Annotated in this window: 24 protein-coding genes; 17 read left to right on the forward strand and 7 right to left on the reverse strand. The window is 67.5% G+C overall.

The features are described from left to right. The first annotated feature begins 10 nt into the window (after positions 1 to 10). From murG to dnaE, 12 genes are all read left to right on the forward strand, one after another. Positions 11 to 1,168, forward strand: coding sequence for an undecaprenyldiphospho-muramoylpentapeptide beta-N-acetylglucosaminyltransferase (murG, locus tag ABH915_RS08690; protein ID WP_370119971.1), 1,158 nt, complete (start codon positions 11 to 13; stop codon positions 1,166 to 1,168). A gap of 4 nt (positions 1,169 to 1,172) precedes the next feature. Beyond that, on the forward strand, positions 1,173 to 2,573 hold the full coding sequence (gene murC, locus ABH915_RS08695) for a UDP-N-acetylmuramate--L-alanine ligase (RefSeq protein WP_370119974.1): 1,401 nt from the start codon (positions 1,173 to 1,175) through the stop codon (positions 2,571 to 2,573). Beyond that, positions 2,566 to 3,492, forward strand: a complete 927-nt coding sequence (locus tag ABH915_RS08700) for a cell division protein FtsQ/DivIB (protein WP_370119977.1) — start codon at positions 2,566 to 2,568, stop codon at positions 3,490 to 3,492. The genes murC and ABH915_RS08700 overlap by 8 nt, the downstream gene beginning before the upstream one ends. Before the next feature lie 254 nt (positions 3,493 to 3,746). Beyond that, positions 3,747 to 4,964 (forward strand): cell division protein FtsZ, encoded by a 1,218-nt coding sequence (gene ftsZ / locus ABH915_RS08705; protein WP_026266241.1) that lies wholly within the window; start codon positions 3,747 to 3,749, stop codon positions 4,962 to 4,964. 125 nt (positions 4,965 to 5,089) lie between these two features. Further along, the gene (locus ABH915_RS08710) at positions 5,090 to 5,848 is read left to right on the forward strand and encodes a polyphenol oxidase family protein (RefSeq protein WP_370119981.1); all 759 of its coding nucleotides are present in this window, start codon (positions 5,090 to 5,092) and stop codon (positions 5,846 to 5,848) included. Further along, positions 5,841 to 6,647, forward strand: coding sequence for a YggS family pyridoxal phosphate-dependent enzyme (locus ABH915_RS08715; RefSeq protein WP_370119984.1), 807 nt, complete (start codon positions 5,841 to 5,843; stop codon positions 6,645 to 6,647). The genes ABH915_RS08710 and ABH915_RS08715 overlap by 8 nt, the downstream gene beginning before the upstream one ends. An 87-nt stretch (positions 6,648 to 6,734) precedes the next feature. Continuing rightward, the gene (locus ABH915_RS08720; RefSeq protein ID WP_230008814.1) at positions 6,735 to 7,265 is read left to right on the forward strand and encodes a cell division protein SepF; all 531 of its coding nucleotides are present in this window, start codon (positions 6,735 to 6,737) and stop codon (positions 7,263 to 7,265) included. 137 nt (positions 7,266 to 7,402) lie between these two features. Continuing rightward, positions 7,403 to 7,711, forward strand: coding sequence for a YggT family protein (locus ABH915_RS08725; RefSeq protein WP_018772353.1), 309 nt, complete (start codon positions 7,403 to 7,405; stop codon positions 7,709 to 7,711). A gap of 172 nt (positions 7,712 to 7,883) precedes the next feature. Continuing rightward, positions 7,884 to 8,579, forward strand: a complete 696-nt coding sequence (locus ABH915_RS08730; RefSeq protein WP_018772354.1) for a DivIVA domain-containing protein — start codon at positions 7,884 to 7,886, stop codon at positions 8,577 to 8,579. Between the two features lie 152 nt (positions 8,580 to 8,731). After that, positions 8,732 to 9,310 (forward strand): signal peptidase II, encoded by a 579-nt coding sequence (gene lspA / locus ABH915_RS08735; protein WP_026266244.1) that lies wholly within the window; start codon positions 8,732 to 8,734, stop codon positions 9,308 to 9,310. A gap of 25 nt (positions 9,311 to 9,335) precedes the next feature. Then, the gene (locus ABH915_RS08740; protein WP_370124975.1) at positions 9,336 to 10,304 is read left to right on the forward strand and encodes an RluA family pseudouridine synthase; all 969 of its coding nucleotides are present in this window, start codon (positions 9,336 to 9,338) and stop codon (positions 10,302 to 10,304) included. 133 nt (positions 10,305 to 10,437) lie between these two features. After that, positions 10,438 to 13,995, forward strand: a complete 3,558-nt coding sequence (gene dnaE, locus ABH915_RS08745) for a DNA polymerase III subunit alpha (RefSeq protein ID WP_018772357.1) — start codon at positions 10,438 to 10,440, stop codon at positions 13,993 to 13,995. Between the two features lie 95 nt (positions 13,996 to 14,090). Here the strand turns inward: dnaE and ABH915_RS08750 are convergent, their stop codons facing one another. The 4 genes from ABH915_RS08750 to ABH915_RS08765 form a co-directional block, all read right to left on the reverse strand. Then, positions 14,091 to 14,957, reverse strand: a complete 867-nt coding sequence (locus ABH915_RS08750) for a hypothetical protein (RefSeq protein ID WP_370119990.1) — start codon at positions 14,955 to 14,957, stop codon at positions 14,091 to 14,093. Then, on the reverse strand, positions 14,944 to 15,516 hold the full coding sequence (locus tag ABH915_RS08755; protein ID WP_223916643.1) for an RNA polymerase sigma factor: 573 nt from the start codon (positions 15,514 to 15,516) through the stop codon (positions 14,944 to 14,946). The genes ABH915_RS08750 and ABH915_RS08755 overlap by 14 nt, the downstream gene beginning before the upstream one ends. 182 nt (positions 15,517 to 15,698) lie before the next feature. Next, the gene (locus ABH915_RS08760) at positions 15,699 to 16,409 is read right to left on the reverse strand and encodes a DUF4397 domain-containing protein (RefSeq protein ID WP_370119994.1); all 711 of its coding nucleotides are present in this window, start codon (positions 16,407 to 16,409) and stop codon (positions 15,699 to 15,701) included. Between the two features lie 125 nt (positions 16,410 to 16,534). Then, positions 16,535 to 16,993: a flavin reductase family protein gene (locus ABH915_RS08765; protein ID WP_018772361.1), complete on the reverse strand. Its 459-nt coding sequence runs from the start codon at positions 16,991 to 16,993 to the stop codon at positions 16,535 to 16,537. A gap of 195 nt (positions 16,994 to 17,188) precedes the next feature. Between ABH915_RS08765 and ABH915_RS08770 the strand changes: the two genes are divergently transcribed. The 3 genes from ABH915_RS08770 (at position 17,189) to nrdR (ending at position 19,796) form a co-directional block, all read left to right on the forward strand. Then, positions 17,189 to 17,764 (forward strand): hypothetical protein, encoded by a 576-nt coding sequence (locus ABH915_RS08770; protein WP_370119997.1) that lies wholly within the window; start codon positions 17,189 to 17,191, stop codon positions 17,762 to 17,764. A 29-nt stretch (positions 17,765 to 17,793) separates the two neighbouring features. Then, on the forward strand, positions 17,794 to 19,146 hold the full coding sequence (gene hisD, locus ABH915_RS08775) for a histidinol dehydrogenase (protein WP_370124976.1): 1,353 nt from the start codon (positions 17,794 to 17,796) through the stop codon (positions 19,144 to 19,146). A 146-nt stretch (positions 19,147 to 19,292) separates the two neighbouring features. Further along, positions 19,293 to 19,796 (forward strand): transcriptional regulator NrdR, encoded by a 504-nt coding sequence (gene nrdR, locus ABH915_RS08780; protein ID WP_018772364.1) that lies wholly within the window; start codon positions 19,293 to 19,295, stop codon positions 19,794 to 19,796. 212 nt (positions 19,797 to 20,008) lie between these two features. Here the strand turns inward: nrdR and ppgK are convergent, their stop codons facing one another. Both ppgK and map read right to left on the reverse strand, forming a co-directional pair. After that, positions 20,009 to 20,812, reverse strand: coding sequence for a polyphosphate--glucose phosphotransferase (ppgK, locus tag ABH915_RS08785; protein WP_026538815.1), 804 nt, complete (start codon positions 20,810 to 20,812; stop codon positions 20,009 to 20,011). Between the two features lie 97 nt (positions 20,813 to 20,909). Next, complete coding sequence (map, locus tag ABH915_RS08790) at positions 20,910 to 21,788, reverse strand: type I methionyl aminopeptidase (protein WP_370120002.1); 879 nt, start codon at positions 21,786 to 21,788, stop codon at positions 20,910 to 20,912. 164 nt (positions 21,789 to 21,952) lie between these two features. On the opposite strand from map, the gene ABH915_RS08795 reads away from it, so the two are divergent. Then, a complete protein-coding gene (locus tag ABH915_RS08795; protein WP_018772367.1) occupies positions 21,953 to 22,117 on the forward strand; it encodes an SPOR domain-containing protein in 165 nt (54 codons plus the stop codon). Positions 22,118 to 22,262: 145 nt separating this feature from the next. Continuing rightward, positions 22,263 to 24,296, forward strand: coding sequence for an alkaline phosphatase family protein (locus tag ABH915_RS08800; RefSeq protein ID WP_370120005.1), 2,034 nt, complete (start codon positions 22,263 to 22,265; stop codon positions 24,294 to 24,296). A 49-nt stretch (positions 24,297 to 24,345) separates the two neighbouring features. Here ABH915_RS08800 and ABH915_RS08805 read toward each other — a convergent pair whose 3' ends face one another. After that, a complete protein-coding gene (locus tag ABH915_RS08805) occupies positions 24,346 to 25,113 on the reverse strand; it encodes an MBL fold metallo-hydrolase (protein WP_370120008.1) in 768 nt (255 codons plus the stop codon). Between the last annotated feature and the right edge of the window lie 5 nt (positions 25,114 to 25,118).

Genomic DNA, 25,118 nt, shown 5'->3' on the forward strand with positions numbered 1-25,118 from the left:
ACAGCCCTTCATGAGCACCGAGTCACCCTTGTCCGTGGTCCTTGCCGGCGGCGGAACCGCCGGCCATATCAGCCCGCTGCTGGCAATCGCCGGCGCCCTCCGGCAGTCCCGCCCCGGAGTGCAGCTCCTGGCTGTCGGGACCCCCGGGGGAATGGAAGCGCGGCTCGTCCCGGCGGCCGGCCTGGACCTCGCCACCATCAGCCGTGTCCCGCTCCCGCGCAAGCCGTCCGCGGACCTGCTGCGGCTGCCGGGCCGGATGGCCGGTGCTGTGAAGCAGGCGGGCTCCATCCTGGATGAGGCAGGCGCCGACGTCCTGGTGGGGGTCGGCGGCTACGTGTGCACGCCGATGTACCTCGCGGCCCGGCGCCGGAGAATCCCGATCGTGGTCCACGAGGCCAACACCCGTCCCGGCCTGGCAAACCGCGTCGGCGCAGCCCTCGGCGCCCACGTGGCAGTGGCCTTCGCCGCGACCAAGCTGGGCCGCGCCGCCCGGCACGTCGGCATGCCCATGCGCCCCGAAATTTCCGGCCTCGACCGCGCGGCTGCCCGGGCCGGCGCACGGCAGGCGCTCGGCCTGGACGCTGACCGGCCGACGCTGATCGTCACGGGCGGCTCCTCGGGCGCCCAGAGCATCAACCGGTCCCTCGCCGCGGCCGTGGGAGCCCTCGCCGACGCCGGAGTGCAGACCCTGCACATCACCGGCCGCGGCAAGTCCGTCCACGACGCCGACGGCAAGCCGCTCGCCGCGCCGGGCTACCGGCAGGTGGAGTACGTGGACGGCATGGAAACCGTCTATGCCGCGGCGGACCTGCTGCTGGCCCGCGCCGGAGCCGCCACGGTCTGCGAGGTGGCCGCCGTGGGTGTGCCCGCCGTCTTCGTCCCCCTGCCCATCGGCAACGGCGAGCAGGCCCTGAACGCCGCGGGCCTTGTCGCCGCAGGAGGCGCGTTGATCGTCGACGACAAGGCCTTCTCCGCTGACTGGATCAACGGCAACATCATTCCCCTGCTGCAGGACACGGACAGGCTGGCCCGGATGGCCGCCAGCTCCGAACAGCTCGGCATCCGCAACGCGGACCGGCGCATGGCCGATCTCATCCTCGAAGTCGCGTCCTCGAACAAGCACAGCGGGAATCGACACCGCACGAACCAGCACGGCAGGAAGCAGTAGAGCAATGACCCAGCCCCAACACGGCACGCGTGTCCTGGAATCCCTCGGCCGCGTTCACTTCATCGGCATCGGCGGCGTCGGCATGTCCGCCGTTGCCCGCATCATGGTGGCCCGCGGCATCCCGGTGAGCGGCTCCGACGCCAAGTCGCTGCCCGTCATGGCGGACCTCGCCGCCGCGGGGGCGCGGATCGCCGTGGGCTACGCTCCCGGCAACCTGGGAGACGCCCAGACGGTGGTCGCCGGCTCTGCGATCCGGCCCGACAACCCCGAGCTCGCAGCGGCCCGTGCCGCCGGACTCCCTGTGCTGCACCGCTCCGAGGCGCTGGCCGCCACGATGGCCGATGACACCGTGGTGGCAGTCGCCGGAACACACGGCAAGTCCACCACGACCTCCATGATCACGGTCCTGCTGCAAGGCGCCGGACTGGACCCCTCGTTCGCGATCGGCGCCAACGTCCCGGCGCTCGGGGTCAACGCGGCACACGGCACGGCGGGGATCTTCGTCGCCGAGGCCGACGAGTCGGACGGCTCCTTCCTGAACTACCGCCCCACGATCGCCGTGGTGACCAACGTCGAGCCGGACCACCTGGACTTCTACGGCACCGCCGAGGCCGTCTATGCCTCCTTTGACAGCTTCACGGCCCTGCTCCCGGCCGACGGCGTCCTGGTGGCGTGCGCGGACGACCCCGGAGCCAGGGCACTGGCCGAGCGCACCGTGGCCCGCGGCAACACCCGCGTGGTCCTGTACGGAACGGACGACGACGCCGCCATCCGGCTGCACGACGCGGGACCTGGCCGGATGGGGATCTCGACGACGGCGGGCACGTTCGGCGTCGAACTCCAGGTTCCGGGCCGGCACAACGCGCTCAACGCTGCCGCAGCCTTCGCCGTGGCGATCGAACTCGGCGTCGCGCCGGACACCGCTGCGGCGGCACTGGCCCACTTCTCCGGAGCCTCGCGGCGTTTCGAGTTCAAGGGGGAAGGCCGCGGCGTCCGCGTCTACGACGACTATGCCCACCACCCCACGGAGGTCCGGGCCGCGCTGTCCGCGGCACGGGCGGTCGCCGGGGAGCACAAGGTGCACGTGCTCTTTCAGCCGCACCTGTTTTCCCGGACCCGCGAATTTGCCCGCGAGTTCGCCGAAGCGCTCAACACGGCGGACACGGCCCTGGTCCTGGACATCTATCCTGCCCGCGAGGATCCCATTCCAGGCGTCACCAGCGGCCTGATCGCCGAGCACCTGGGCTCAGGCGGCCGCCTGGTCGGACCCGACGGGGAGGCTGTGCAGGCACTGCTGGCGGCCGCCGGACCGGGGGACATCGTGCTGACCGCCGGCGCCGGTGACGTCACGGCCTACGGGCCGCTGGTTGTCGAGGCCCTGACGGCCGAGGCCGCCGGTGCCTAGCGCCAGGCGCCCCAGCTACCGCGGGGGATCCGGCACCGGCGGAACCGGCGCCGGCACTAATGCGGGAACCGGCTCCCGGCCGCCGTCCGGCGGACCGGGCACGGATGTCATTTCGGCGTCCAAGACCGCCGCGGAGACCGCCGGCGGCCCGGCCCGCAATCCACAAAACCTGCAGGGCACACCGGACAACGGGCCCGGCAAGGTCCTCTCCTTCCCCGAGCCCAAGGGCAAGCGCCGCCGGCGGATCCTGCTCAGCACCATCGGGATCGTGGCCGTGCTGATGGCCGGCATCGTCGCGGCCGCCGTCTACTCGCCCGTGCTGGCCCTGCGGACGGTCACGGTGGAGGGCACAAAAATGCTGCACCCGGACCAGGTTCAGGCCGCCCTCGCGCCCCTGCAGGGCAAGCCGCTGCCGCAGATCAGCGAGGAGGAGGTCACGGCCCTGCTCAAGCCGCTGGTCCAGGTCAAGGGCGTCACGGCGAAGGCGCTGCCGCCCGCCACGTTGCAGGTGCACGTCACCGAGCGCATTCCCGTGGCCCTGGTCAAACAGGGCAAAACGTTCCAGCTGGTGGACGTCGACGGTGTCCAGCTCAGCACCACCGTCGATGCCGCGTCGGTATCGCTTCCGGTGATCGACGGCGGCAGCGGAACGCTGCCGAAGGACCTGTTCCAGGCCATCACGGCGGTGCTTGGGGCCCTGCCGGCCGATGTGCTGGCGCGGCTCTCCAACGCCTCTGCCGCGTCTGCCGACGCCGTCGAACTCAAACTCGTCGACGGGCAGACAATCGTCTGGGGCAACGCGGGGGAGAAGGAGCTGAAGGCACGGGTCCTGTCTGCGCTCCTGAAGGTCCCGGCCGACCCCAAAAACCCGGTGAAGGTCTACGATGTCAGCGTGCCCCGGCACCCTGTCACGCGGTAGCCGGCAATCGGATCCGCCGCGGGCCGGATGTCCAGCGGACGTCCAGCTGCCCGCGGGACTACTTACAGGGGCTATTTGCCCGGTATTCGCGCGACACGCGGCGCCGGTTATTGAATGTCCCCTGCATAGGAAATACCGTCACAGACATGAGTTACTTGACATAACTATAACCTTCAAGTCGAAGGTTAAGGTTCAAAGCTTCAAGCAGGACTCGATCAGTTTTCGCATTAGTACACGAACAAGGGACACGTAACGTGGCAGCTCCGCAGAATTACTTGGCCGTCATCAAGGTCGTCGGCATCGGCGGCGGTGGCGTGAACGCAGTCAACCGCATGATCGAGGTCGGTCTTCGCGGCGTCGAATTCATCGCCATCAACACCGATGCCCAGGCATTGTTGATGAGCGATGCCGACGTCAAGCTCGACGTCGGGCGTGAGCTGACCCGTGGACTCGGTGCTGGCGCGAACCCTGAAGTTGGCCGGCAGGCCGCGGAGGACCACGCTGATGAAATCGAAGAGGTCATCCGTGGCGCAGACATGGTCTTCGTCACCGCCGGCGAAGGCGGCGGAACCGGCACCGGCGGCGCGCCCGTCGTTGCCCGGATCGCCCGGTCCCTTGGCGCCCTGACCATCGGCGTCGTGACGCGCCCCTTCACGTTCGAAGGCCGCCGCCGGGCCGGCTCCGCCGAGGCCGGCATTGACGCCCTGCGCGATGAAGTCGATACCCTGATCGTGATCCCGAACGACCGCCTGCTCTCCATCAGTGACCGCAATGTCTCGGTCCTGGACGCGTTCCGTTCCGCCGACCAGGTCCTGCTCTCCGGTGTCCAGGGCATCACGGACCTCATCACCACCCCCGGCCTGATCAACCTCGACTTCGCCGACGTCAAGTCGGTCATGCAGGGTGCCGGTTCCGCGCTGATGGGCATCGGTTCCGCCCGCGGCGAAGACCGTGCCGTGAAGGCTGCGGAGCTGGCCATCGCCTCCCCGCTGCTGGAAGCATCGATCGACGGCGCGCACGGTGTGCTGCTGTCCATCCAGGGCGGCTCGGACCTTGGCCTCTTCGAAATCAATGAGGCCGCCCGCCTGGTCCAGGAAGTCGCCCACCCGGAGGCGAACATCATCTTCGGCGCCGTGATCGACGACGCCCTTGGCGACGAGGCGCGCGTCACCGTCATCGCCGCCGGCTTCGACGACGTCAAGGCCACGTCGCCGTCCATGGACCAGTCCCTGCCGGCCGCGCCGCAGCGCCCCACGTCCGCCGCCCCCGCCCCGGCGCAGGCACCTGCCTCCGCCCCGGTCCAGCCGCTGCACGCCACTGTCGGCGCTTCCGGCTACGGCGGCTGGGGCCAGCAGCGTCCCTCTGCCGTGCCGGCGGATTCGGGCTTCGACGTCGACCTTCCGGCCGTCGTGGAGCCGGACCTGTCCGGCCGGCACTCCGATGACCTGGATGTCCCGGACTTCCTCAAGTAAATAGCTCGTAACTAGCTCGGCTTCAGCATGGCACCGCCGTCCGGCGGTGCCATGCTGCTTTGCGGCGGGTTACGGTGGATTGTATGAACGCAGGTATTCCGGACATGTTGATGGCGGTGTTGTGATTGTTTTGCTGGCGGGCTGAAGTCCGGCCGGGCGTATGGGTGGCTTTCACCGACGCCGGGGCCGGGAACCTGGCACTGCATGTCGGTGATGACCCCGTGGCGGTCCGCCGCCGCCGCTCAGAGCTCGAAGCGGCCGCCGGGCTCGGCGGTCGGTCCTTCCGATACATGAACCAGGTCCACGGCAGTGACGTCGCCACCATCGTTGGATCCACGGCCGCGGACACCGCCGGCCAAGATCCGGCCGCGCCCACGGCCGATGCCATGGTCTCCCGGACAGAGCCGCTGGCCGTCCTGGTGGCGGACTGCGTGCCGGTGGTCCTGGTCGGCGAGGACCCGGCCGGGGCGCCGGTGCTGGGCGTCGTCCACGCCGGACGGCCCGGCGTCGCCGCCGAAGTGGTGCCCGCCGCCGTCGCCCGCCTCCGGGAGCTCGGCGCGGACCGCATCAGCGCCTGGGTGGGGCCCTCGGTCTGCGGGCGCTGCTACGAGGTCCCCGACAAGCTGCGGGCGGACGTTGCCGCGGCTGTGCCCGCCACCTGGTGCACCACCTCCACCGGCACCCCTGGCCTGGACCTGCCGGCCGGGGTGCGGAGCCAGCTGGAAGCTGCCGGCGTCGCGATCGAATACTCCGGAGGATGCACCCTCGAGGACGACTCGCTCTTCTCCTACCGCCGCAACAGCCACACCGGCCGCTTCGCCGGGCTGGCCTGGACGGACGGGGCGCACGGGACACGCCGGGCCAGGGCGCAGGGCCATGACTGAGCCGGTGCAGGGCCCCGACACCAACGCCGTCAATCCCGCCACGGCGCCTGGGGAGCATCATGAGAGCCGGACGGACGCGCTGGAAGGCCCCCGCCTGGCCCAGCTGGAGGCGAACCTCGCGGCCGTCCGCCGCCGGATCGACGCCGCCGTGGCCGCCGCGGGCCGGCAGGCGACGCCACCGCGCCTGATCGTCGTCACCAAGTTCCATCCAGCGCAGGACGTCCGGCGGCTGGCATCGCTGGGGGTCACCGACGTCGGGGAGAACCGGGACCAGGAGGCCGCGGAAAAGGCGGCGCAGCTCCAGGACCTGGGCCTGAGCTGGCACTTCATCGGTCAGCTCCAAAGCAAGAAGGCCAAATCCGTGGTGAAGTACGCCGCGTCCGTGCACTCCGTGGACCGGGAAGCTGTGGCCTCCGCCCTGGCCAAGGCGATGGCCGTCGAAAGCGACCGCACCGGCCGCCCGCCGCTGGACTGTTTCATCCAGGTCAGCCTGGACGAGGACGAAGGGGCCCACCGCGGCGGCGCAGCCCCCGGCGACGTCCCCGCACTGGCCGAACAGGTGGCCGCCGCCCCCGGACTCAGGCTCGCCGGCGTCATGGCCGTTGCCCCGCTCGGGGCGGACCCGGCGGCTGCCTTCGAAAAGCTGGCAGGCATTTCCGGGCGGCTGGCAGAACAATTTCCACACGCCACGGGAATATCCGCCGGCATGAGCCAAGACCTCGAAGAGGCCATCCGCTTCGGGGCGACACACCTGCGCATTGGCTCCGATATTCTCGGTCCGCGTCCGGCCCTGCGGTAAGTTCGACGTATTGGAAGGTAATGGCGGGGATTCCAAGGCTGTCTAGTCACTAAGCGGCCCGCTTACGGACAAGATTAGGAGTCGACCATGGCTGGCGCTCTGCGCAAGACAATGATCTATCTTGGGCTCGCCGACGGCGACGAACACTACGAGTCTGAGCACCCCACACCGCACAAGGATGAGGACGAATCCATGGAGCAGGACCGCGAGGAACGACGTGCGCCGGCGCCCGTCCGCGAGGTCCCCCGGGAAGAGCCTCACGCCGCTGAAGAGGAATATCGCGCACCTGTGACACCCATCAAGCGTGCGGCATCGAGCCGCGAAGAGACCACCGGACTCCGGCAGATCACGACCATCCATCCGCGGTCGTACAACGACGCCAAGCTCATCGGCGAAAGCTTCCGCGACGGCATCCCCGTCATCATGAACGTCACCGACATGGGGGAGGCTGACGCCAAGCGCCTCGTGGATTTCTCCGCCGGTCTTGTTTTCGGCCTCCGCGGCAGCATCGAGCGGGTGACGAACAAGGTTTTCCTGCTCTCGCCGTCGTACGTCGAAGTCATTGGCGACGACAAGAAGGTCAGCGAGACGCAGGCAAGTTTCTTCAACCAGAGCTAGGCCCGAATATTCGGTACTGATGCCAGGCGGGGACACCTGCCTGGCATCCGTGCGGAATTATCCGTGTTGAAATAGAAGTAACACTTTCCTTAGGACACTTCGGTATCCGGAATGAACATGGAGATATGAGTTAGCTCATGGGAATTGTTTTGGGGCTCGTCTATATCGCTCTGTTGCTATTTTTCGTGGCATTGATCATCCGCCTGGTCTACGACTGGGTGCAGATGTTTGCCCGAAGCTGGCGGCCGCGCGGTTTGGCACTCGTGACGGCGCATGCTGTGTATTCGGTCACGGACAAGCCCCTCAAACTGCTCCGCCGGCTCATTCCGCCGCTGCGGCTGGGCGGAATGTCGCTGGACATCGGCTTCCTGCTGCTGTTCGTGGCCGTGAGCGTGGCGATGTGGGTCGTCAAGGGCCTGGTGTACGCCCAGCCGATCGCAGCATAGGCCGCCGCCGCCGCAGCAGCCGGTCAGCGACCTGCCCGGGCCCAGGCCCAAACTGAAAGAAAACTCCGGTTTGACACTGCGGTGTTGAATTAGAGGAACCAGACCATATTTAGGTACCGTAGTTTTGACGGCCGGAAGGCCTACTGACTAACTAGACCAACGAGGTGACCAGATGGCTTTGACGCCAGAAGACGTTGTCAACAAGCGCTTTCAGCCGACCAAGTTCCGCGAAGGCTACGACCAGGACGAGGTTGACGACTTCCTGGACGAGATCGTCGTCGAACTTCGGCGCCTGAACCAGGAGAACGACGAGCTGCGCAAGAAGCTCGCCGAATCCGGCGCCGGCACGCCTGCCAGCTCCGCAGCCGCCGCACCCGTGGTGGAAAAGGTCCCGGCGCCCGTCAAGGCCGAGAAGGAAGACACCGCCAAGGCCGAGGCTGAGGCCAAGGCAAAGGCGGCGGCAGAAGCCGCCAAGAAGAAGGAAGCCGAGCAGGCTGCCAAGGCCGCCCAGGTTGTCGAACCGGCACGCAGCGCGGCCACCCCGGCGTCGGAGTCCGCTGCCGGCCTGCTCGCCATGGCGCAGCAGATGCACGACAAGCACATCGCCGACGGCGAGCAGCAGCGGGACAAGATCATCGCTGAAGCCCAGATCGAGGCCAGCAGCCTCGTCAACGATGCGCAGGAAAAGTCCCGCAAGATCCTCGGTGCCCTCGAGCAGCAGCGCTCCGTTCTGGAACGCAAGGTCGAGCAGCTTCGCGGTTTCGAGCGCGACTACCGCTCACGCCTGAAGGCCTACATCGAAGGCCAGCTCCGCGACCTGGACGCCCGCGGCTCTGTTGCGGCTCCCGAGGTTGGCGAAGCCAGCTAGGGCAAAAAGCAAGTATTCTGAAAGCCGGTGGCTGAGGATTCCTCGGCCGCCGGCTTTTCCCTTTTCCCGCAACGTGCCGGCACCGGACCAGGTGCCCGGCGCTGGCCGGTACCTGAACCCGGTCCCCGCACTGGCTCCCGATCGAAAGCCCTATGACTGACGCACCATCACCAGACGCCATGCAGCCCGTCGAGGCCGCAGAGCCCGTCCGCGCCCGTCCGCGGCGGGCAAAGCTGTTTGTCCTCTTCGCTGCCTTCGCGGTCTTCGCCTACGTGTTCGACCAGCTGACCAAGCTCTGGGTGACGACCACCATGACCGAGGGCGAGCGGATCCCCGTCTTTCCGCCGCTGCTGCACTGGTTCTACATCCGCAACTCGGGGGCGGCGTTCTCGATCGGCGAGAACGTCACCTGGGTGTTCACGATCATCATGGCGGCTGTGTCTGTCGCGATCCTGCTGCAGCTGCGCAAGCTCGGCTCGCTCTGGTGGGCGCTGGCGCTGGGGCTGCTGCTCGGCGGCGCACTCGGCAACCTGACGGACCGGCTGTTCCGCGAGCCGTCTTTCGCGATGGGCCATGTGGTGGACTTCATCCAGCTGCCAAACTTCGCGATCTTCAACATTGCCGACTCCGCGGTCGTCTCCGCCGTCGTGATCATCTGCCTGCTCACGCTCCGCGGGATTTCCCTGGATGGCTCGCGCCAAACGAAGGATACGGTGGCTAACGATGTCTGATACTGCCGCTGGAAACGCCGCTGACATGGCGGCCGATATGGCCGGCGAAGGCGGCACCGCACCCGCCGGGCACCACCGCTTCACCGTCACGGAGGACCTCGCCGGTTCCCGCGTGGACGCCGGCTTGGCCAGGCTGATGGACATCTCCCGCTCCCAGGCCGCCGTCCTGATCGCCGAAGGCAACGTCACCAGCAACGCAGGGAAGGTCGGGAAATCCCTCAAGCTCACCCTGGGCACCGTGCTCGAGGTCGTGGTGCCGGACCGCAGGGATCCCCTGGAAATCGTGGAGGAAGTAGTGGACGACCTGTTGATCCTGCTGGACGATGACGAATTTGTCGTCATCGACAAACCGGTCGGCGTGGCCGCCCACCCCTCGCCCGGCTGGGTGGGACCCACAGTGGTGGGTGGCCTCGCCGGGCTCGGCTACCGGATTTCGACGTCGGGTGCCCCGGAGCGCGCCGGCATCGTCCACCGGCTCGACGTCGGGACCTCCGGGGTCATGGTGGTCGCCAAGACCGAAAATGCCTACACCGTGCTCAAGCGCGCCTTCAAGGAACGCACCGTGGACAAGGTCTACCACGCCGTCGTCCAGGGCCTTCCCGATCCGCTGGCGGGCACCATCGACGCGCCCATCGGCCGGCACCCGGGCCATGACTGGCGGTTCGCGGTGACTGAGGACGGCCGTGACTCGGTGACGCACTATGAGGTCCTGGAAGCCTTCGGGAAGGCCTCACTCGTTGAGGTGCACCTCGAAACGGGCCGCACCCACCAGATCCGCGTGCACTTCGCGGCCCTGCGCCACCCCTGCGCCGGCGACCTCACCTACGGCGCGGACCCGCGGCTGGCCGCCACCCTCGGGCTGACCCGGCAGTGGCTGCACGCCAGGGAACTGTCCTTCGACCACCCGCGGACAGGGGAGCGGGTTACCGTCGCCAGCGAGTACCCGCAGGACCTGCAGTACGCGCTGACGGTCCTGGAGTCCGGAAACGCCTGAGCCGCACGGCACGGGCGGCCTGAATCCACAGGGATTCTGCCGGGCCGGCGGATCCTGCCGGCCCGGCCGGCAGGATCCGTCCCCACCGCCGTGGCTGCACGCCGCCGTCGCGGCGCGGCACTAGAATGGTCCGGTGACTTCCAGCAACGACTCGTTTGTCCATCTCCACAACCACACCGAGTACTCGATGCTGGACGGTGCCGCCCGGCTCGGTGAGCTGTTCGACGAAACCGAGCGGCTCGGCATGCCGGCCCTCGCCACGACGGACCACGGCTACCTGTTCGGAGCCTTCGACTTTTGGAAGCGCGCAACCGACCAGGGCATCAGGCCCATCATCGGCGTCGAAGCCTATGTGACTCCCGGGACCGCCCGCACGGACAAGACCCGTGTGCGCTGGGGCGAGGAGCACCAGCGCAAGGATGACATTTCCGGCGGTGGCTCGTACACGCACATGACCCTGCTCAGCTACAACAACGTGGGCATGCGGAACCTCTTCCGGGCCTCCTCGATCGCCTCGCTGGACTCGGTCTTCGGCAAATGGCCCCGGCTGGACCGTGAGCTGTTGAACACGTACTCGGAAGGGCTCATCGCCACCACCGGCTGCCCGTCCGGCGAGGTCCAGACCCGGCTGCGGCTCGGCCAGTACCGCGAGGCGCTGGAAGCCGCGGCCGAGTTCCGCGACATCTTTGGTGCGGAGAACTACTTCTGCGAACTCATGGACCACGGCCTGGACATCGAACGGCGGGTCACCGGCGACCTGCTGCGCCTGGCCAAGGACCTGAACCTGCCACTGGTGGCCACCAACGACCTGCACTACACGCACGAGCACGACGCGAAGGCCCATGAGGCCCTGCTGGCCATCCAGTCCGGCTCCACCCTCCTGGAGCCGACCTACGACAACGGCGGCTCGCGCTTCGCCTTCTCCGGCAGCGGCTACTACCTGAAGTCACCGCAGGAAATGCGCGAGCTGTTCCGCGACCACCCGGAGGCGTGCGACAACACGCTCCTGATCGCCGAACGCTGCGAAGTCTCATTCAACACCGGCGCCAACTACATGCCCCGGTTCCCCTGCCCGGAGGGGGAGGACGAAACGTCCTGGCTGGTCAAGGAAGTCGACAAGGGACTCCACTACCGCTATCCCCAGGGCATCCCGGACAAGGTCCGCAAGCAGGCCGACTATGAGCTCGAAGTCATCACTTCCATGGGCTTCCCGGGCTACTTCCTGGTGGTGGCCGACTTCATCAACTGGGCCAAGAACAACGGCATCCGGGTCGGTCCCGGGCGTGGCTCCGGTGCCGGCTCCATGGTGGCCTACGCCATGCGCATCACCGACCTTGACCCGCTGCACCACGGCCTGATCTTCGAGCGCTTCCTCAACCCGGACCGCGTCTCCATGCCTGACTTCGACGTTGACTTCGATGACCGGCGCCGCTCCGAAGTGATCGACTACGTCACGCGCAAATACGGCGACGAACGCGTGGCGATGATCGTCACCTACGGCACCATCAAGACCAAGCAGGCGCTCAAGGACTCTTCGCGCGTGCTCGGCTACCCGTTCAGCATGGGCGAAACACTGACCAAGGCGCTGCCCCCGGCCGTGATGGCCAAGGACATCCCGCTGGCCGACATCCAGAACCCCCAGTCCAAGCGCTACAGCGAAGCCGGCGACTTCCGCCAGCTGATCAGCACCGACCCGGAGGCCGCCAAGGTCTTCGAGACTGCGCTGGGCATCGAGGGCCTGAAGCGGCAATGGGGCGTGCACGCCGCCGGCGTGATCATGTCCTCGGACCCCATCATTGACGTGATTCCGATCATGCGCCGCTTCCAGGACGGCCAGGTCATCACCCAGTTCGACTACCCGACGTCCGAAGGCCTTGGCCTGATCAAGATGGACTTCCTCGGGCTGCGAAACCTGACGATCATTTCCGATGCCCTCGAAAACATTAAAATGAACCGCGGCATCGACCTCGACCTCGAAACGCTCGAGCTGGATGACACGGCGTCCTACGAGCTGCTGGCCCGCGGAGACACGCTGGGCGTCTTCCAGCTCGACGGCGGCCCCATGCGCTCCCTGCTCAAGCTGATGAAGCCTGACAACTTCGAAGACATCTCCGCCGTGCTGGCCCTCTACCGGCCCGGACCCATGGGCGCCAACGCGCACACCGACTACGCGCTGCGCAAGAACAAGATCCAGGAAGTCATCCCGATCCACCCGGAGCTTGAGGAACCGCTGTCCGAAATCCTCGGCGGGACCTACGGGCTGATCGTGTACCAGGAGCAGGTCATGGCCGTGGCGCAGAAGCTCGCCGGCTATACCCTGGGCCAGGCCGATATCCTGCGCCGCGCCATGGGCAAGAAAAAGAAATCCGAGCTGGACAAGCAGTTCGCCGGTTTCTCCCAGGGCATGCAGGACAACGGCTATTCCATGGCCGCGGTCAAGACCCTCTGGGACATCCTGCTGCCGTTCTCCGACTACGCCTTCAACAAGGCGCACTCGGCCGCCTACGGCGTGATCTCCTACTGGACCGCGTACCTGAAGGCGCACTATGCGCCGGAGTACATGGCCGCCCTGCTGACCTCGGTGGGCGACGACAAGGACAAGTCGGCGATCTACCTCAACGAATGCCGGCGGATGGGCATCACGGTGCTGCCGCCCGACGTCAATGAGTCAGCCCTCAACTTCACCCCTGTGGGCACCGACATCCGTTTCGGCATGGGCGCCATCCGCAACGTCGGCGTGAACGCCGTCGAGGCCATGGTGGCGGCGCGCGAAAAAGAAGGCGCCTATACCTCCTTCAAGGACTACCTCCTGAAGGTCCCGGCGGTGGTCTGCAACAAGCGCACCATCGAATCCCTGATCAAGGCCGGCGCCTTCGACTCGCTGGGCCACCCCCGGCGTGCCCTGGCCATGATCCATGAAGAAGCGATCGACTCCGTCATCACCCTCAAGCGCAACGAGGCGATCGGCCAGTTCGACCTCTTCGCCGGCTTTGAGGACCAGGAGCCCGAGGCGTCGCTCAGCACGGAGATCCCGGACCTGCCGGAATGGGAGAAGAAGGACAAACTGGCGTTCGAGCGCGACATGCTCGGCCTCTACGTCTCCGATCACCCGCTGCAAGGGCTGGAAGGGCTCCTGAGCCAGCACGCCGACCGGTCGATTACCTCGATCATCGCCGAAGACGGGCCGCCGGACGGCTCGATCGTCACCATCGCGGGCATGATCACCTCGCTCAGCCGGAGGATCGCCAAGGCGAGCGGCAACGCCTACGCCCGCGCCGAAATCGAGGACCTCGCCGGTTCCATGGAGGTCATGTTCTTCGGCCAGGTCTACGGCCCGATCGCCTCGGTGCTCGCGGAGGACCTGATCGTGGTGGTCAAGGGCCGCCTGCAGCGGCGCGACGACGGCGCCGTCACCCTGAACTGCATGGAGCTCTCTGTGCCGGACCTCAGCGACAGCCAGAACGGGCCCGTGGTGATCACCATGGCCACGCACAAGGCCACCGAGGCCGTGGTCACCGAGCTCGGCGATGTGCTGCGCACCCACCGCGGAAATTCGGAGGTCCGGCTGCACCTGCAAGGCGACACCCGGGTGGAGGTCATGGGCCTGCCGGTGCACCTCCGCGTCAACCCGAGCCCGTCACTGTTCGGCGATCTGAAGGTGCTGCTCGGCCCGACCTGCCTCGATAACTGACAGGCAGGGGTTGCCGGCCGCCAGGCAAGGCTGAGTGATCCAGGGCGCCCCGAGTCCCTCCCGCCCCGCCAGGGTTCGCGCATGGTATCCGAGGATCAGCTTTGCGGGTTGAGCGTTCCCCGGGCGATGCTGTCGGCGGAGTGGGCCGGGTTCCCGTTGTATGGCTGGTTGGAGACGTCCACGATGGGGTATTGGGCCAGGTCAATGCCGTCCGGGATGGTGAAGCTGCCGGATTCATTGTCGAGGACCCCCAGGCTGACCATTCTGGACAGGTCGGCAGAGCCGACCCACACTCCCCGGAATCCGGTGATGTGGTCGTTGGAGAGCCGGATGATCAGGTGCCGGGTTCCATCGGGGAGTTGCTCCACCCGGGCATCTCCGCTCCCGGTATGTGCCGGCAGCGGAGTCAGGGGCGTCTGGGCGACGACTGTCGAAGCGGGACCCGACTGGGTGGAGGTGGGTGCGGGAGTGCCGGCTTGTCCGAGAACTCCGGCAGCGGTCCATCCGGCGGCCGTGCCAAGAACGATTCCGGCCGCAGCCGCGATAATCCACAGACCGGGACGGCCATGCCCATCTTTGGCGCTGGGCCGCAGTGGGATCGGGGCCGGCTTTGTGCCGTCGCCGTGGTTCGGGCGCGCCTGCCCCGCGGCAGGGTTCTCCGGTGCGGCCGGTGCGGCCGGTGTCTCCGGGGCAGGGGGCCCTGAGCTGGGCTGGCTCAGGGGATCCGTGGCGAGGGCCGGCGAGAGGCCGAGGGCCTGATGGATGGCGGCCCAGTTCTGGCTGCCGGGTTGCTCGAGTTCGATGCCTGCGGTGTCGAGGGTGGCAACGTGCACGGCATGTTGCAGGCCTCGGAGGGTTTCGCTGCACATGGGGCAGCTGGCGAGGTGGTCGGCGTCGGCGTCCGTGCCCAGGGGCTCGCCAAGGGCCAGCAGACTGAGAAGTTCGGCGTCAAGGTGTTCCATGTTCCACCTCCAGGCGGGTGCGTAAGCGGGTGAGGCTGCGCCGGATGTGGCTTTTGACAGTACCGAGCGGCAGGTTGAGGCGCGACGAGATCTGGTCGTGAGTCAGGTCTTCATAGAACGCCAGCCGCATTATTGCTTGCTGTGGATCCCCTAAGTGCTCCAGTTCTTCGTCCAACGTCAGGCGGTCGGCGACCTCTTCGACGTCCCCGGCATCCGGGCGGGAAGCGGGGTCAACGACCAAGAGAGCGGCCGCTTGTTCGAGATGGCGCTGGCGGGAGCGGGCGGACAAGGCGTCGGAAATTGCATTGCGGGCGATCCCGATCAGCCATGCCGGCAGCCGCGCCGCCTCCGGGCGAAAAGTGGTCCGTGATTTCCAGGCCCGAATGAAGACCTCCTGGGTGACGTCGTCGGCAGCGGCACGCTCTCCCAGGGATCTCAGCGCCAGCGTGTAGACGAGCGGACTGAACCGGCGGTACGCCTCCGCGAGGACGCGTTCGTCGCCGCCGGCAAATGCGTGATCGAGACCGGAGTCCCAATCGTGCGATGCGGCAGCCTCCATCAGGTGCTCCTTTGAGCGGCAATGGCCCCTGTTGGACCACATTATGCCGCTCCCGCGGGGACTCCGCCATGCTCGAACCGGGTCAGCCCTCCGGGCTGTCACTGTGCGCGTGCCGGTGGGGCCGCGGTTGATGCGACCCCACCGGGCGAGAAAACAGGATGCCTGCTGGAGCTCCGGAAGGCTTACTCGTCGTGGCCTTTGTGTCCGCGCGAGTCCACTACCTGTACGGCGACCCCTAGGTTGTTGTCGGCGACGCTTCCCCAGGCGTAGACGATGGTGTTTTTCCCCGCAGTGACCTTGACGTCGGCCGGGCCGATCAGCGGGTCAGTGGTTCCCTCGGCTGCGACCGAGGCCGGGACGGTGCCGGCCTTGAGGGTGAGGGTCTTTTGATGCCGGTTGGTGAGTCCCTCAATGACCGCGTTCCCACCGGCCAGGACATCGACGGCGGGGGCCGCAGCGACGTGCCTGACGGTCAGCCTGCCCTTTCCATCCGGGCTGGCGGAGGTGCTATTGGTGAAAAGGGTGGCCGTGGGCTTCCCGTCAGCGGCCAGATGCGCGACTGCTGTGTAGTCCCGACCTGCTTCGAGGTCCACCGTGACCGGACCTATCACGGGGTGGTCGGCGCTGGTGGCGTCGGCACCGGTGATGGCGACCTTGTGGTCTCCGTCGGGGACGTTCAACGGCCCGGCCAATGTGCCCGGTGTGAAGTTATCCAGGGTGAGTTTGCCGTCGACCCAGACGTCCACGGTCAGGCCCGGAACGCCGTGGAGGACGGAGAGTTTTGCCGTTCCCTCGTCGCTGTGGTGCCAGGTCCCGGCCTGGGCCGGGGAGGCCAGGGCCACTGCTGCCAGCAGCGTCATTGCTCCGGTGGCTGCAGAGAGTGTCTTGCGCATTTCCAACTCCTCATCGGGGCCCCACTTGGGGGCGGTGGTTGTGCTTACACCCTTACTACCGGCCAAAGGCCGTCGCCGGATGCACCACCGGGGAAGTTTTAATGCGCGGTCCGATGAGGCATCTGTCAGATCTCGTAGTCGAGCGGAACGGGCTGGCTGTAGGCCCCCGAGTGGTAGAGCAGGGGAACGCCGTCGTCACCGACCTGGCCCTCCACCACCTCGACCACCACGACGGCGTTGTTCTCGAAGGAGAGCCGCATCTGGACCTTGCCGATCAGCCAGCCGCTGACCCCCTTGAGCACGGGCACCTCGTGGGGGCCGAGCTCCCAGTGGTCGCCGTCGAACCGGTTGCCGGCCCGGGCGAAACGGTCGGCGAGCTCCTGGTTTTCCAGCCCGAGCATGTGCACGCCAATGTAGGTCGTGTTCGCCACGGCCGGCCACGAGCTGGAGGTCCTGGCCATGTTGAACGTAAAGCGCGGGGGCTTGGCGGACAGCGAGGCCACGGACGTCGCCGTGAATCCGAACGGGACACCGTTGTGATTGGCCGTGATGATGGCCACGCCGGCCGCGTGCCGGCGGAACATTTCCCTGAATGTTCCCTCGAAAATACCTTCATCTGTGGCCACTGCGATCCAACTCCCTGCTGCACGTGCGTGTTGTACTTCTACTCTGCCAGCGTATTGCGCAGGGGAATCGAGTGCGGCATTTTCTTTACGTCTCCCGTCATGTGCTGCCGGCCGGCGTCATGCGCCGCGGGAATCCTTGTTACCGTTTGTTGCATGACACAGTCCGCGATAGACGGCCCCGTCCACCACGCCGGGGAACCCGCACAGCCTGCGCATTCCGAGCGGCAGCCCGGACCCGGCGGGACATGGCGGAAGGCCGCCGTCATCGCGGCCGCCGGCGTCCCGGTGGGGCTGCTCTGGTGGCTTCTGGCGCCGTCAGGCCTGAATGTCCTGACCGGAAACCCGGACCTCGCCGCCGGCACCAACACCGCCACCTGGCTGCCCCGGGACCTTGTGCTGGCGGGGCTGTGCCTGCTCGCAGGGTGCATCGCCGGGTCATTCGTCGCCGGCAACAAGCACCAACAGCCGGGCCCCGGCGCCGTCATCCTGGTGGTCCTCGCCGGTGCTGCCGGTGCGCTCATCGCCTGGGGAACCGGCGTGCTCAGCGCCCAATGGTGGGGAGCGCCGGCGGATACCTCGGCCAGCGCCAGCGTCGCCTTCTCCCTGCGCTCCTATGCGGTCCTCGCCATCTGGCCGGCAGCGATCGCCCTGGCCATCTTCCTGAACAGCCTCTTCCCGGGCAACGGCGGCAAACCCCGCCGCGGCGGGGCACGTAAAATGATCGGGTGAGCCTAACTCCTGACAGCCCCGTGACCCCGATGACCGCCGCCCTTAACTTCCGCACGGTGGACGTGCGCGGTGCCCACCTGTCCCTCGCCGGACTCCGCGCAGCCGTGCCCCGGGCACAGTCCGGGACGATGGCCGACGCCGAAGGCAAGGTCCTGGACATCATCTCCGCCGTCCGCACGCGGGGCTTCGGCGCACTGCGGGAGCTGGCCCTGGCTTTCGACGGCGTCGAGCAGACGCATCCCCGCGTCCCGGCCGAGGCGCTGCGTGCAGCCCTCGAGAACCTGGATCCCGCCGTGCGCGCGGCCCTGGAGGAATCCATCAAGCGGGCCCGCGCCTTCGCTGACGCCCAGCGCCCGGCGAACATCGACGTCGAACTCGGCGAGGGCGCCGTCGTCAGCCAGAACTGGGTGCCGGTGGCGCGTGTGGGGCTCTATGTCCCCGGCGGCCTGGCGGTCTACCCGTCCTCGGTGATCATGAACGTGGTCCCGGCCCTGGCCGCCGGCGTCGAATCGATTGCCCTGGCCTCGCCGCCGCAAAAGAACTTCGGCGGCCTCCCGCACCCCACGATCCTGGCTGCGGCCTGCCTGCTGGGCATCGAGGAGGTCTACGCGATCGGCGGGGCGCAGGCCATCGCTGCCTTCGCCTACGGGGTCCCGGCCGACGCGTCCGACGGCGGCCACCTCCCCGGGATCGACCCCGTGGATGTCGTCACCGGTCCGGGCAATATCTTCGTTGCCACCGCCAAGCGCCTGGTCAAAGGGGTTGTCGGGATCGATTCCGAGGCCGGCACCACGGAGATCGCGATCCTCGCGGACTCCACCGCCAGCCCGGCCCTCGTGGCCGCAGACCTCATCAGCCAGGCGGAGCACGACCCCAAGGCCGCATCGGTCCTGTTCACCGACTCCGAGGCCCTAGCCGCCGCTGTCCGCGTGGAGCTTGAGCGGCAGGCAGCTGCCACCAAGCACTCCAGCCGGGTCCGCGAGGCACTTTCGGGCCCGCAGTCCGGGGTGGTGCTGGTCGAGGACCTGGATCAGGGCATTGCCGCCTGCGACGCGTACGCCGCGGAACACCTGGAAATCATGACCGCCGACGCCGCCCGAGTGGCTGGCCGGATCCGCAGCGCCGGTGCCATCTTCGTGGGGGACTACAGCCCCGTGAGCCTGGGCGACTACTGCGCCGGCTCCAACCACGTGCTGCCCACCAGCGGCACCGCGGCCTTCTCGTCCGGGCTGAACGTGACCACGTTCCTGCGCGCCATCCAGGTCATCAACTACAGCCGCGCCGCGTTGGAGCAGGTCAGCGGCCACATCGTCAGCCTCTCCGGCGCTGAGGACCTGCCGGCGCACGGCGAGGCCGTCACGGTGCGGTTCGCCGCCCGGTAGCCGGGCCGCCCCAAACCACTACATGTAGTAATTACAGGCTTGTTATTCAGCTACATCTAGTCGTAAACTGGCACTGATACAGCACGGACACGTCAAGTGCGACGGTCGGATTGCGACAGCCGGATTGCGACAGGGGAGGAACCGACATGTATTGCCCGTTCTGCCGGAACCCTGATTCGCGCGTCGTGGACAGCCGGATCGCCGACGACGGCTCCGCCATCCGGCGCCGCCGGCAGTGCCCCGAATGCGGCCGCCGGTTCACCACCGTGGAAACCACGAGCCTGACCGTCATCAAGCGCTCCGGGGTCGGCGAGCCGTTCAGCCGCAGCAAGGTCATCAACGGCGTGCGCAAGGCCTGCCAGGGCCGCCCGGTCACCGAGGACGACCTCGCCCTGCTGGCGCAGGAAGTCGAGGAGGCGATCCGGGGCTCCGGCGCCGCCGAAATCGAGGCCCACGAAGTCGGGCTGGCGATCCTGGAGCCGCTGCAGCGCCTCGACGAGGTCGCCTACCTGCGGTTCGCCAGCGTCTACCAGGCCTTCGAATCGCTGGAGGACTTCGAGGCGGCGATTTCCCTGCTTCGCCATGAGGCCGAGACCAAGGGCCGGGACGGTAAGAGCCCGGACAAACGGCCGCTTCAGGCGCCGTCGTAGATTTCCTGATTGTCCTGGTGACTGCGTCCTAGGATCCGCCACAGACTCCGGTGGTGGCAGCGGAGGGGAAGCCGCAGCCACCACCGGCTCCACCTCACCGCTCCACAAAAAAAATTGAGCTATCACTCCGGGTCGTTCCCAGCGTTCAGAACGACCCGGAGTGATAGCTCAATTGGCTTTTACAGCTCACCCGCTTTTTGTCTGGCGGGCCTTTATTTGGCCAACTTGTGCTTGAGGGCAATCTCGATGGCCGCGCCCACGATCCCGGCGTCGTTCTTCAGTTCGGCCGGGACGATCGGTGTGCGCAGCTTCATGTGCGGCAGGTACTCGTCCGCACGCTTGGAGATGCCGCCGCCCACAATGAAGAGTTCGGGGGAGAACAGGAACTCCACGTGGGAGAAGTAGCGCTGCAGCAGCACGCTATACTGTTCCCAGCTGAGGCCGTCCCGCTCACGGGCCACGGCCGAGGCCTTGGTCTCTGCGTCGAAGCCGTCGATTTCCAGGTGCCCGAGTTCGGCGTTGGGAACCAGTTTCCCGTCGAAGATGAACGCCGAACCGATGCCGGTGCCAAGGGTGATCACCAGCACGGTGCCGGCGACCCCCTCGCCGGCACCGAAGCGGGCCTCGGCGAGGCCGGCGGCGTCGGCGTCGTTGATGACCTCCACGGGGCGGCCGAGACGCGCCGTGAGCATGGCATCGATGTCTGCTTCCAGCCACGACTTGTCCACGTTCGCGGCAGAGTGGACCACGCCGTGCTGAATGATGCCGGGGAACGTGACCCCCACCGGGCTGCTGGGGTCGGGGGCACCGGAACGGGCAGAGAGTTCGGCGACAACCTGCGCGACGACTTCGGCCACGGACTCAGGGGTGGAGGGCTGCGGCGTCGGGAAGCGCACGCGGTCGCCGATCAGCTTCCCCTTCTTCAGGTCCACGATCCCGCCCTTGATTCCGGTCCCGCCGATGTCAATGCCGATCAGGGGGGCGTTCTTCTTCGACTTTTCGTCCTTCTTGGCCAATGTCGTTCCGTTCGTGGCAGGGGCGGGCTGTAGTGGCCGGGCGGGGCCGGCGGTGAAAGAGCAGGTGGTTCCGGGAACTAGCGTGTGGAGCAAACGGTCAGGGCAGCGTGAGGACCTCGGCGCCGGACTCCGTAACGAGCAGGGTGTGCTCGAACTGGGCGGTGCGCTTGCGGTCGCGGGTCACGACGGTCCAGTCATCGGCCCACATGTCCCAGTCAACGGTGCCCAGGGTCAGCATCGGCTCGATCGTGAACACCATACCGGTTTCCATGGTGGTGTTGTATGCGGGGGCCGCGTCATAGTGCGGAATGATCAGCCCGGTGTGGAAGGCTTCGCCAACCCCGTGCCCGGTAAAGTCGCGGACCACGCCGTAGCCGAAGCGTTTTGCGTAGGACTCGATGGTCCGGCCGATCACGTTGATTTCGCGGCCGGGTGCTACGGCCCGGATGGCGCGGTTCAGCGATTCCCGGGTGCGCTCGACGAGGAGGCGGGATTCCTCGTCGACGTCGCCGACCAGGAAGGTGTAGTTGGTGTCGCCATGGACGCCGCCGATGAAGGCCGTGATGTCGATGTTGAGGATGTCGCCGTCCTGGACCACCGTGCTGTCCGGGATTCCGTGGCAGATGACCTCGTTGAGCGAGGAACACAGGGACTTCGGAAAGCCGCGGTATCCGAGGGTGGAGGGGTACGCGTTGTGGTCCAGCAGGAACTCATGGCCCACCCGGTCCAGCTGGTCGGTGGTGACACCGGGTTCGATGTGCTTGCCGACCTCCACGATGGCCTGGGCGGCGATCTTTGAGGCGATCCGGATCTTCTCGATGGTCTCCGCCGACTTGACCTCGGACCCTGTGAACTTTGCAGGAGCCGGCTTGCCTACATATTCCGGACGCGGGATGGACGGCGGTACGGGAAGCTGCGGGCTCACTGTCCCCGGGACCAGCGTGCCGATGGGTGCAGTTGAGGCTAGAGAAGGCATAGATTGATCATATAAGTAGCCGGGCTCGCCCCGGAAAATACAGCCGGAAAATACAGCCCGGAAAATACAAACGCCCCACAGCAGGGCAGTGCGGCCGGAATAGTGGCCGGACTGCAGCTTGGACACCCAACCCCGGACACGCTCCGGGCCATTAAGGAGCCCCGATGCCCGAATACTGGTACAACGTCAACACCCACGAGATCGAGGAAGACGCGATGTCCGACTGGAGCCAGCTGATCGGACCGTACAAGACCCGTGAGGAAGCCGAACACGCCCTGGAAAAAGTCAAGGCGCGCAACGAGGCGTGGGACAAGGACGAGGACGACTAGCCCATTCCGGGCATGCTGCGCCCGCGGCGGAATCTCGCGGCGACGGCGGACCGGACATCACACACGCTGACTGATATTTCCCAGACCGTGATTCTCACCCTGTGCGGGTGAGTGCCGGCCGGTTGTCGCCCGCCATACTGGGAAAATGCCGACGCGCGTTGCCCGCACCCGCGGCGCCCGAATCTCAGACCTCGCCAGGCTCGCCCTTGCCTGGGCTGCCTCGACGGTAGCCCTCATTATCACCGGCGCCCTGCTGCCGGGGTTCTCTGCGGCCAGTTGGTGGTCATATGCCGCCGTGGCGGCGGCAGCCGGCCTCGTCGGCCTGGTCCTGCGCCCCGTGCTGGTGGAGATCTCGGCCAGGGTGGGCTGGGTGGCAGTGCTTCTTACCGCCCTGGTGGGGCAGGCCCTGATCATGTACGTCGCCATCCGTCTGGTGCCCGGCATCGAGTCGACGCCGTTGACAGCCCTCGCCGCTACCTGGGTCAGTGCCGTCGTGGGCACTCTCATCTCCTGGGCCACCACAGCCGGAACCGATGACGGCCTGATCACCTCGCTGGCCGGACGGGCACGCCGGCAGGAAACGGTGACCGATCCGGAGGTGGACGGTGTCCTGTTCGTCCAGCTCGACGGGGTCCCCTTCCCGGTGCTGCAGTGGGCGGTCCAGTCCGGGGGAGTGCCCCATCTCCGGCGCTGGCTGGCCTCGGGGGATTACCAGTTTCGTGAATGGACACCCCAGCTGCCCTGCACCACGCCGGCGAGCCAGATGGGCATTCTGCACGGCACGGTCGACGGGATCCCGGCCTTCCGGTGGTATGACCGTGAGCTCCAACGCGTCCTGGTGGCCAACCGTCCGGCAGACGCCCGGGTGATCGAGGAAAGGCACAGCACCGGCCAGGGCCTGCTCTGCGACGGCGGCGTCTCCATCTCGAACCTGTTCACCGGCGACGCGCCCCGCTCGTTCTTGACGATGAGCCGGGTGGAGGTCCGTCGCGGCTCCACCCAGACCCGCCGGGCGTTCGCCTGGTTTTTTGCCACCCCGAATGGCTTCATGCGCAGCTTCACGCGGACCGTCGGCGAGATCTTCAAGGAGCGTTGGCAGGCCCGGAGACAGATCAAACGTGACCTCAACCCGCGGGTGCGGCGGGACTGGACCTTCGCCCTGCTGCGGGCTGTCACCAACGGTCTGCTGCGGGACCTGAACACGGCCCTGGTGGCGGAGGAGCTGCGTCGCGGCACGAAGTGCATCTATGTCGACTACGTTGACTACGACGAGATCGCCCACCACGCAGGCATGTTCCGCCCGGAGTCGCTTGCAGCCCTAGATGGTTTGGACCGCACGCTCGGTGCCTTGGCCGAACTCGCCGGGTCCGCTCCCCGCCGCTACCGGCTGGTGGTGCTCTCGGACCACGGCCAGTCCCAGGGCACGCCGTTCGCGGACAAGTATGACCAGACGCTTGGCGATCTGTGCGCGGAACTGATGCAGGAACACGTTCAGAATGTGGACGCATCCGTCGAGGGCCTCGGGCGCGCGGACTCCATCGCCGGCGACGTCGCCTCTGGCGGATTGTCCGGGAAGCTCGCCGGCCGTGCCGACGAGGTGCTGACCAAGGCACAAGAGACGCCGGCTCCGGGCGACGCCGCAGAGGACCCGGTGGTCGTGTTGGGCTCGGGCAACCTGGGCCTGGTGTACCTGCGGGGTGACCGGCGCCTGAGTCTCCAGACCCTCGAACATCAGTGGCCGGCCCTGGTCCCTGGCCTGGCGGGCCATCCCGGCGTCGGGTTCGTGGCCGGCATCGATGACGACGGCGGGGCGTGGGCGATCGGAAGCGGTGGGCGCCGCAACATCACCAGCGGGGCAGTGGAGGGCACCGACCCGCTGGCCGGCTTCGGGCTGCATGCGGCGCGGGTGCTGAAGCTCGCGCTGATGCACCCCGAGGCGCCGGATCTCTACGTCAACAGCACGGTGGATCCCGTGACCGGCGACGTCGCAGCCTTCGAAGGCCTCGTGGGATCCCACGGGGGCCTGGGCGGTTGGCAGGACCGCGCCATGCTGATGGGCCCGGCCGATCTCATGGCAGGGCTACCCGAGCGGATCGAGGGGGCCGGCGAACTCCACCAGGTACTCGTGGCGATGCTCGAGTCCTGCGGCCAGCGCGCCACGACGGCGTCCCGCGACTAAGCGACTGCTTGGGGATCCCCAGCGGCCGGGCCAGTCCGAGGCCCTCGGCTTACACGGGGGCGGCCCATGACTGGCCGGGAGCAAGGACGACTGCCGTGCAGCCAGGAGCCTGCTTCGCCACGGCGTCGGCAAACCGGTGCCCGGGCCGCTCGAGCCAGCTCCGGGCAAAGTTGGTGACGAACGGAGGGTGCAGCGTCCCCCAGTGCACCGGCAGGGCAAACCGCGCGCCGCTCATCGCGACAGCCCGGGCGGCGGTCTCTGGAGTCAGGTGGCCCGCCGAGAGCCTCGGTCCCCACCCCCAGACCGGCACCAGTGCGACATCGATCGGGCCTGCCGCCATGGCGGGGAGCGCGGCCATCTCCGGAAACAACCCCGTGTCACCCGCGATCCACACCGTGCCCGACGGGCCACGAACGAGCTGGCCATTGGCGTCGTTGGGACGGTGCGGCATCGGTCGGCTGCGATGCTCGGCCGGCACCTGGCGGATCTGAACCCCGTTGCCTACCGGGGTCCAGCCGTCACCCAAGGAGGCTGTGTGCGCCAGCTTTCGGCGCCGCAGCCAGGCCACGTTCGCCGGCGCGCTCATCAGCACCGCCCCGCGCAGCAGGCGCAGGGAGCGCAACTCGGCGTGGTCGTGGTGCAGATGGGAGAGGAGCACCACGTCCGGTCGGTCCCACGACGCCGGGTCCGGCCGCGGTGCCAGGCGTCGGAGCAGCCCGGCATGGGAACGAAGCAGCGGATCGGTCAGGACCCGAACCCCGTCGAGATCCAGAACCACCGAGGAGTGACCAAGCCAGGTGATTCTCATGTCGGGCATGGCCC

The organism is Arthrobacter sp. MW3 TE3886 (genome assembly GCF_041262145.1).
Taxonomy (GTDB): Bacteria; Actinomycetota; Actinomycetes; order Actinomycetales; family Micrococcaceae; genus Arthrobacter.

Bases quoted from the DNA above. Each gene is read 5' to 3' on its own strand.
- ABH915_RS08795 (WP_018772367.1), top strand. From the start codon at position 21,953: ATGCCCGAATACTGGTACAACGTCAACACCCACGAGATCGAGGAAGAC.
- ABH915_RS08725 (WP_018772353.1), top strand. From the start codon at position 7,403: ATGGGAATTGTTTTGGGGCTCGTCTATATCGCTCTGTTGCTATTTTTC.
- ABH915_RS08800 (WP_370120005.1), top strand. From the start codon at position 22,263: ATGCCGACGCGCGTTGCCCGCACCCGCGGCGCCCGAATCTCAGACCTC.
- map (WP_370120002.1), bottom strand. From the start codon at position 21,788: ATGCCTTCTCTAGCCTCAACTGCACCCATCGGCACGCTGGTCCCGGGG.
- nrdR (WP_018772364.1), top strand. From the start codon at position 19,293: ATGTATTGCCCGTTCTGCCGGAACCCTGATTCGCGCGTCGTGGACAGC.
- ABH915_RS08750 (WP_370119990.1), bottom strand. From the start codon at position 14,957: ATGGAACACCTTGACGCCGAACTTCTCAGTCTGCTGGCCCTTGGCGAG.
- ABH915_RS08730 (WP_018772354.1), top strand. From the start codon at position 7,884: ATGGCTTTGACGCCAGAAGACGTTGTCAACAAGCGCTTTCAGCCGACC.
- ABH915_RS08755 (WP_223916643.1), bottom strand. From the start codon at position 15,516: ATGGAGGCTGCCGCATCGCACGATTGGGACTCCGGTCTCGATCACGCA.
- ABH915_RS08740 (WP_370124975.1), top strand. From the start codon at position 9,336: ATGGCGGCCGATATGGCCGGCGAAGGCGGCACCGCACCCGCCGGGCAC.
- ABH915_RS08770 (WP_370119997.1), top strand. From the start codon at position 17,189: ATGACACAGTCCGCGATAGACGGCCCCGTCCACCACGCCGGGGAACCC.
- ABH915_RS08720 (WP_230008814.1), top strand. From the start codon at position 6,735: ATGGCTGGCGCTCTGCGCAAGACAATGATCTATCTTGGGCTCGCCGAC.
- hisD (WP_370124976.1), top strand. From the start codon at position 17,794: ATGACCGCCGCCCTTAACTTCCGCACGGTGGACGTGCGCGGTGCCCAC.
- ABH915_RS08765 (WP_018772361.1), bottom strand. From the start codon at position 16,993: ATGTTCCGCCGGCACGCGGCCGGCGTGGCCATCATCACGGCCAATCAC.
- ABH915_RS08715 (WP_370119984.1), top strand. From the start codon at position 5,841: ATGACTGAGCCGGTGCAGGGCCCCGACACCAACGCCGTCAATCCCGCC.
- ABH915_RS08760 (WP_370119994.1), bottom strand. From the start codon at position 16,409: ATGCGCAAGACACTCTCTGCAGCCACCGGAGCAATGACGCTGCTGGCA.
- murG (WP_370119971.1), top strand. From the start codon at position 11: ATGAGCACCGAGTCACCCTTGTCCGTGGTCCTTGCCGGCGGCGGAACC.
- lspA (WP_026266244.1), top strand. From the start codon at position 8,732: ATGACTGACGCACCATCACCAGACGCCATGCAGCCCGTCGAGGCCGCA.
- murC (WP_370119974.1), top strand. From the start codon at position 1,173: ATGACCCAGCCCCAACACGGCACGCGTGTCCTGGAATCCCTCGGCCGC.
- ABH915_RS08805 (WP_370120008.1), bottom strand. From the start codon at position 25,113: ATGCCCGACATGAGAATCACCTGGCTTGGTCACTCCTCGGTGGTTCTG.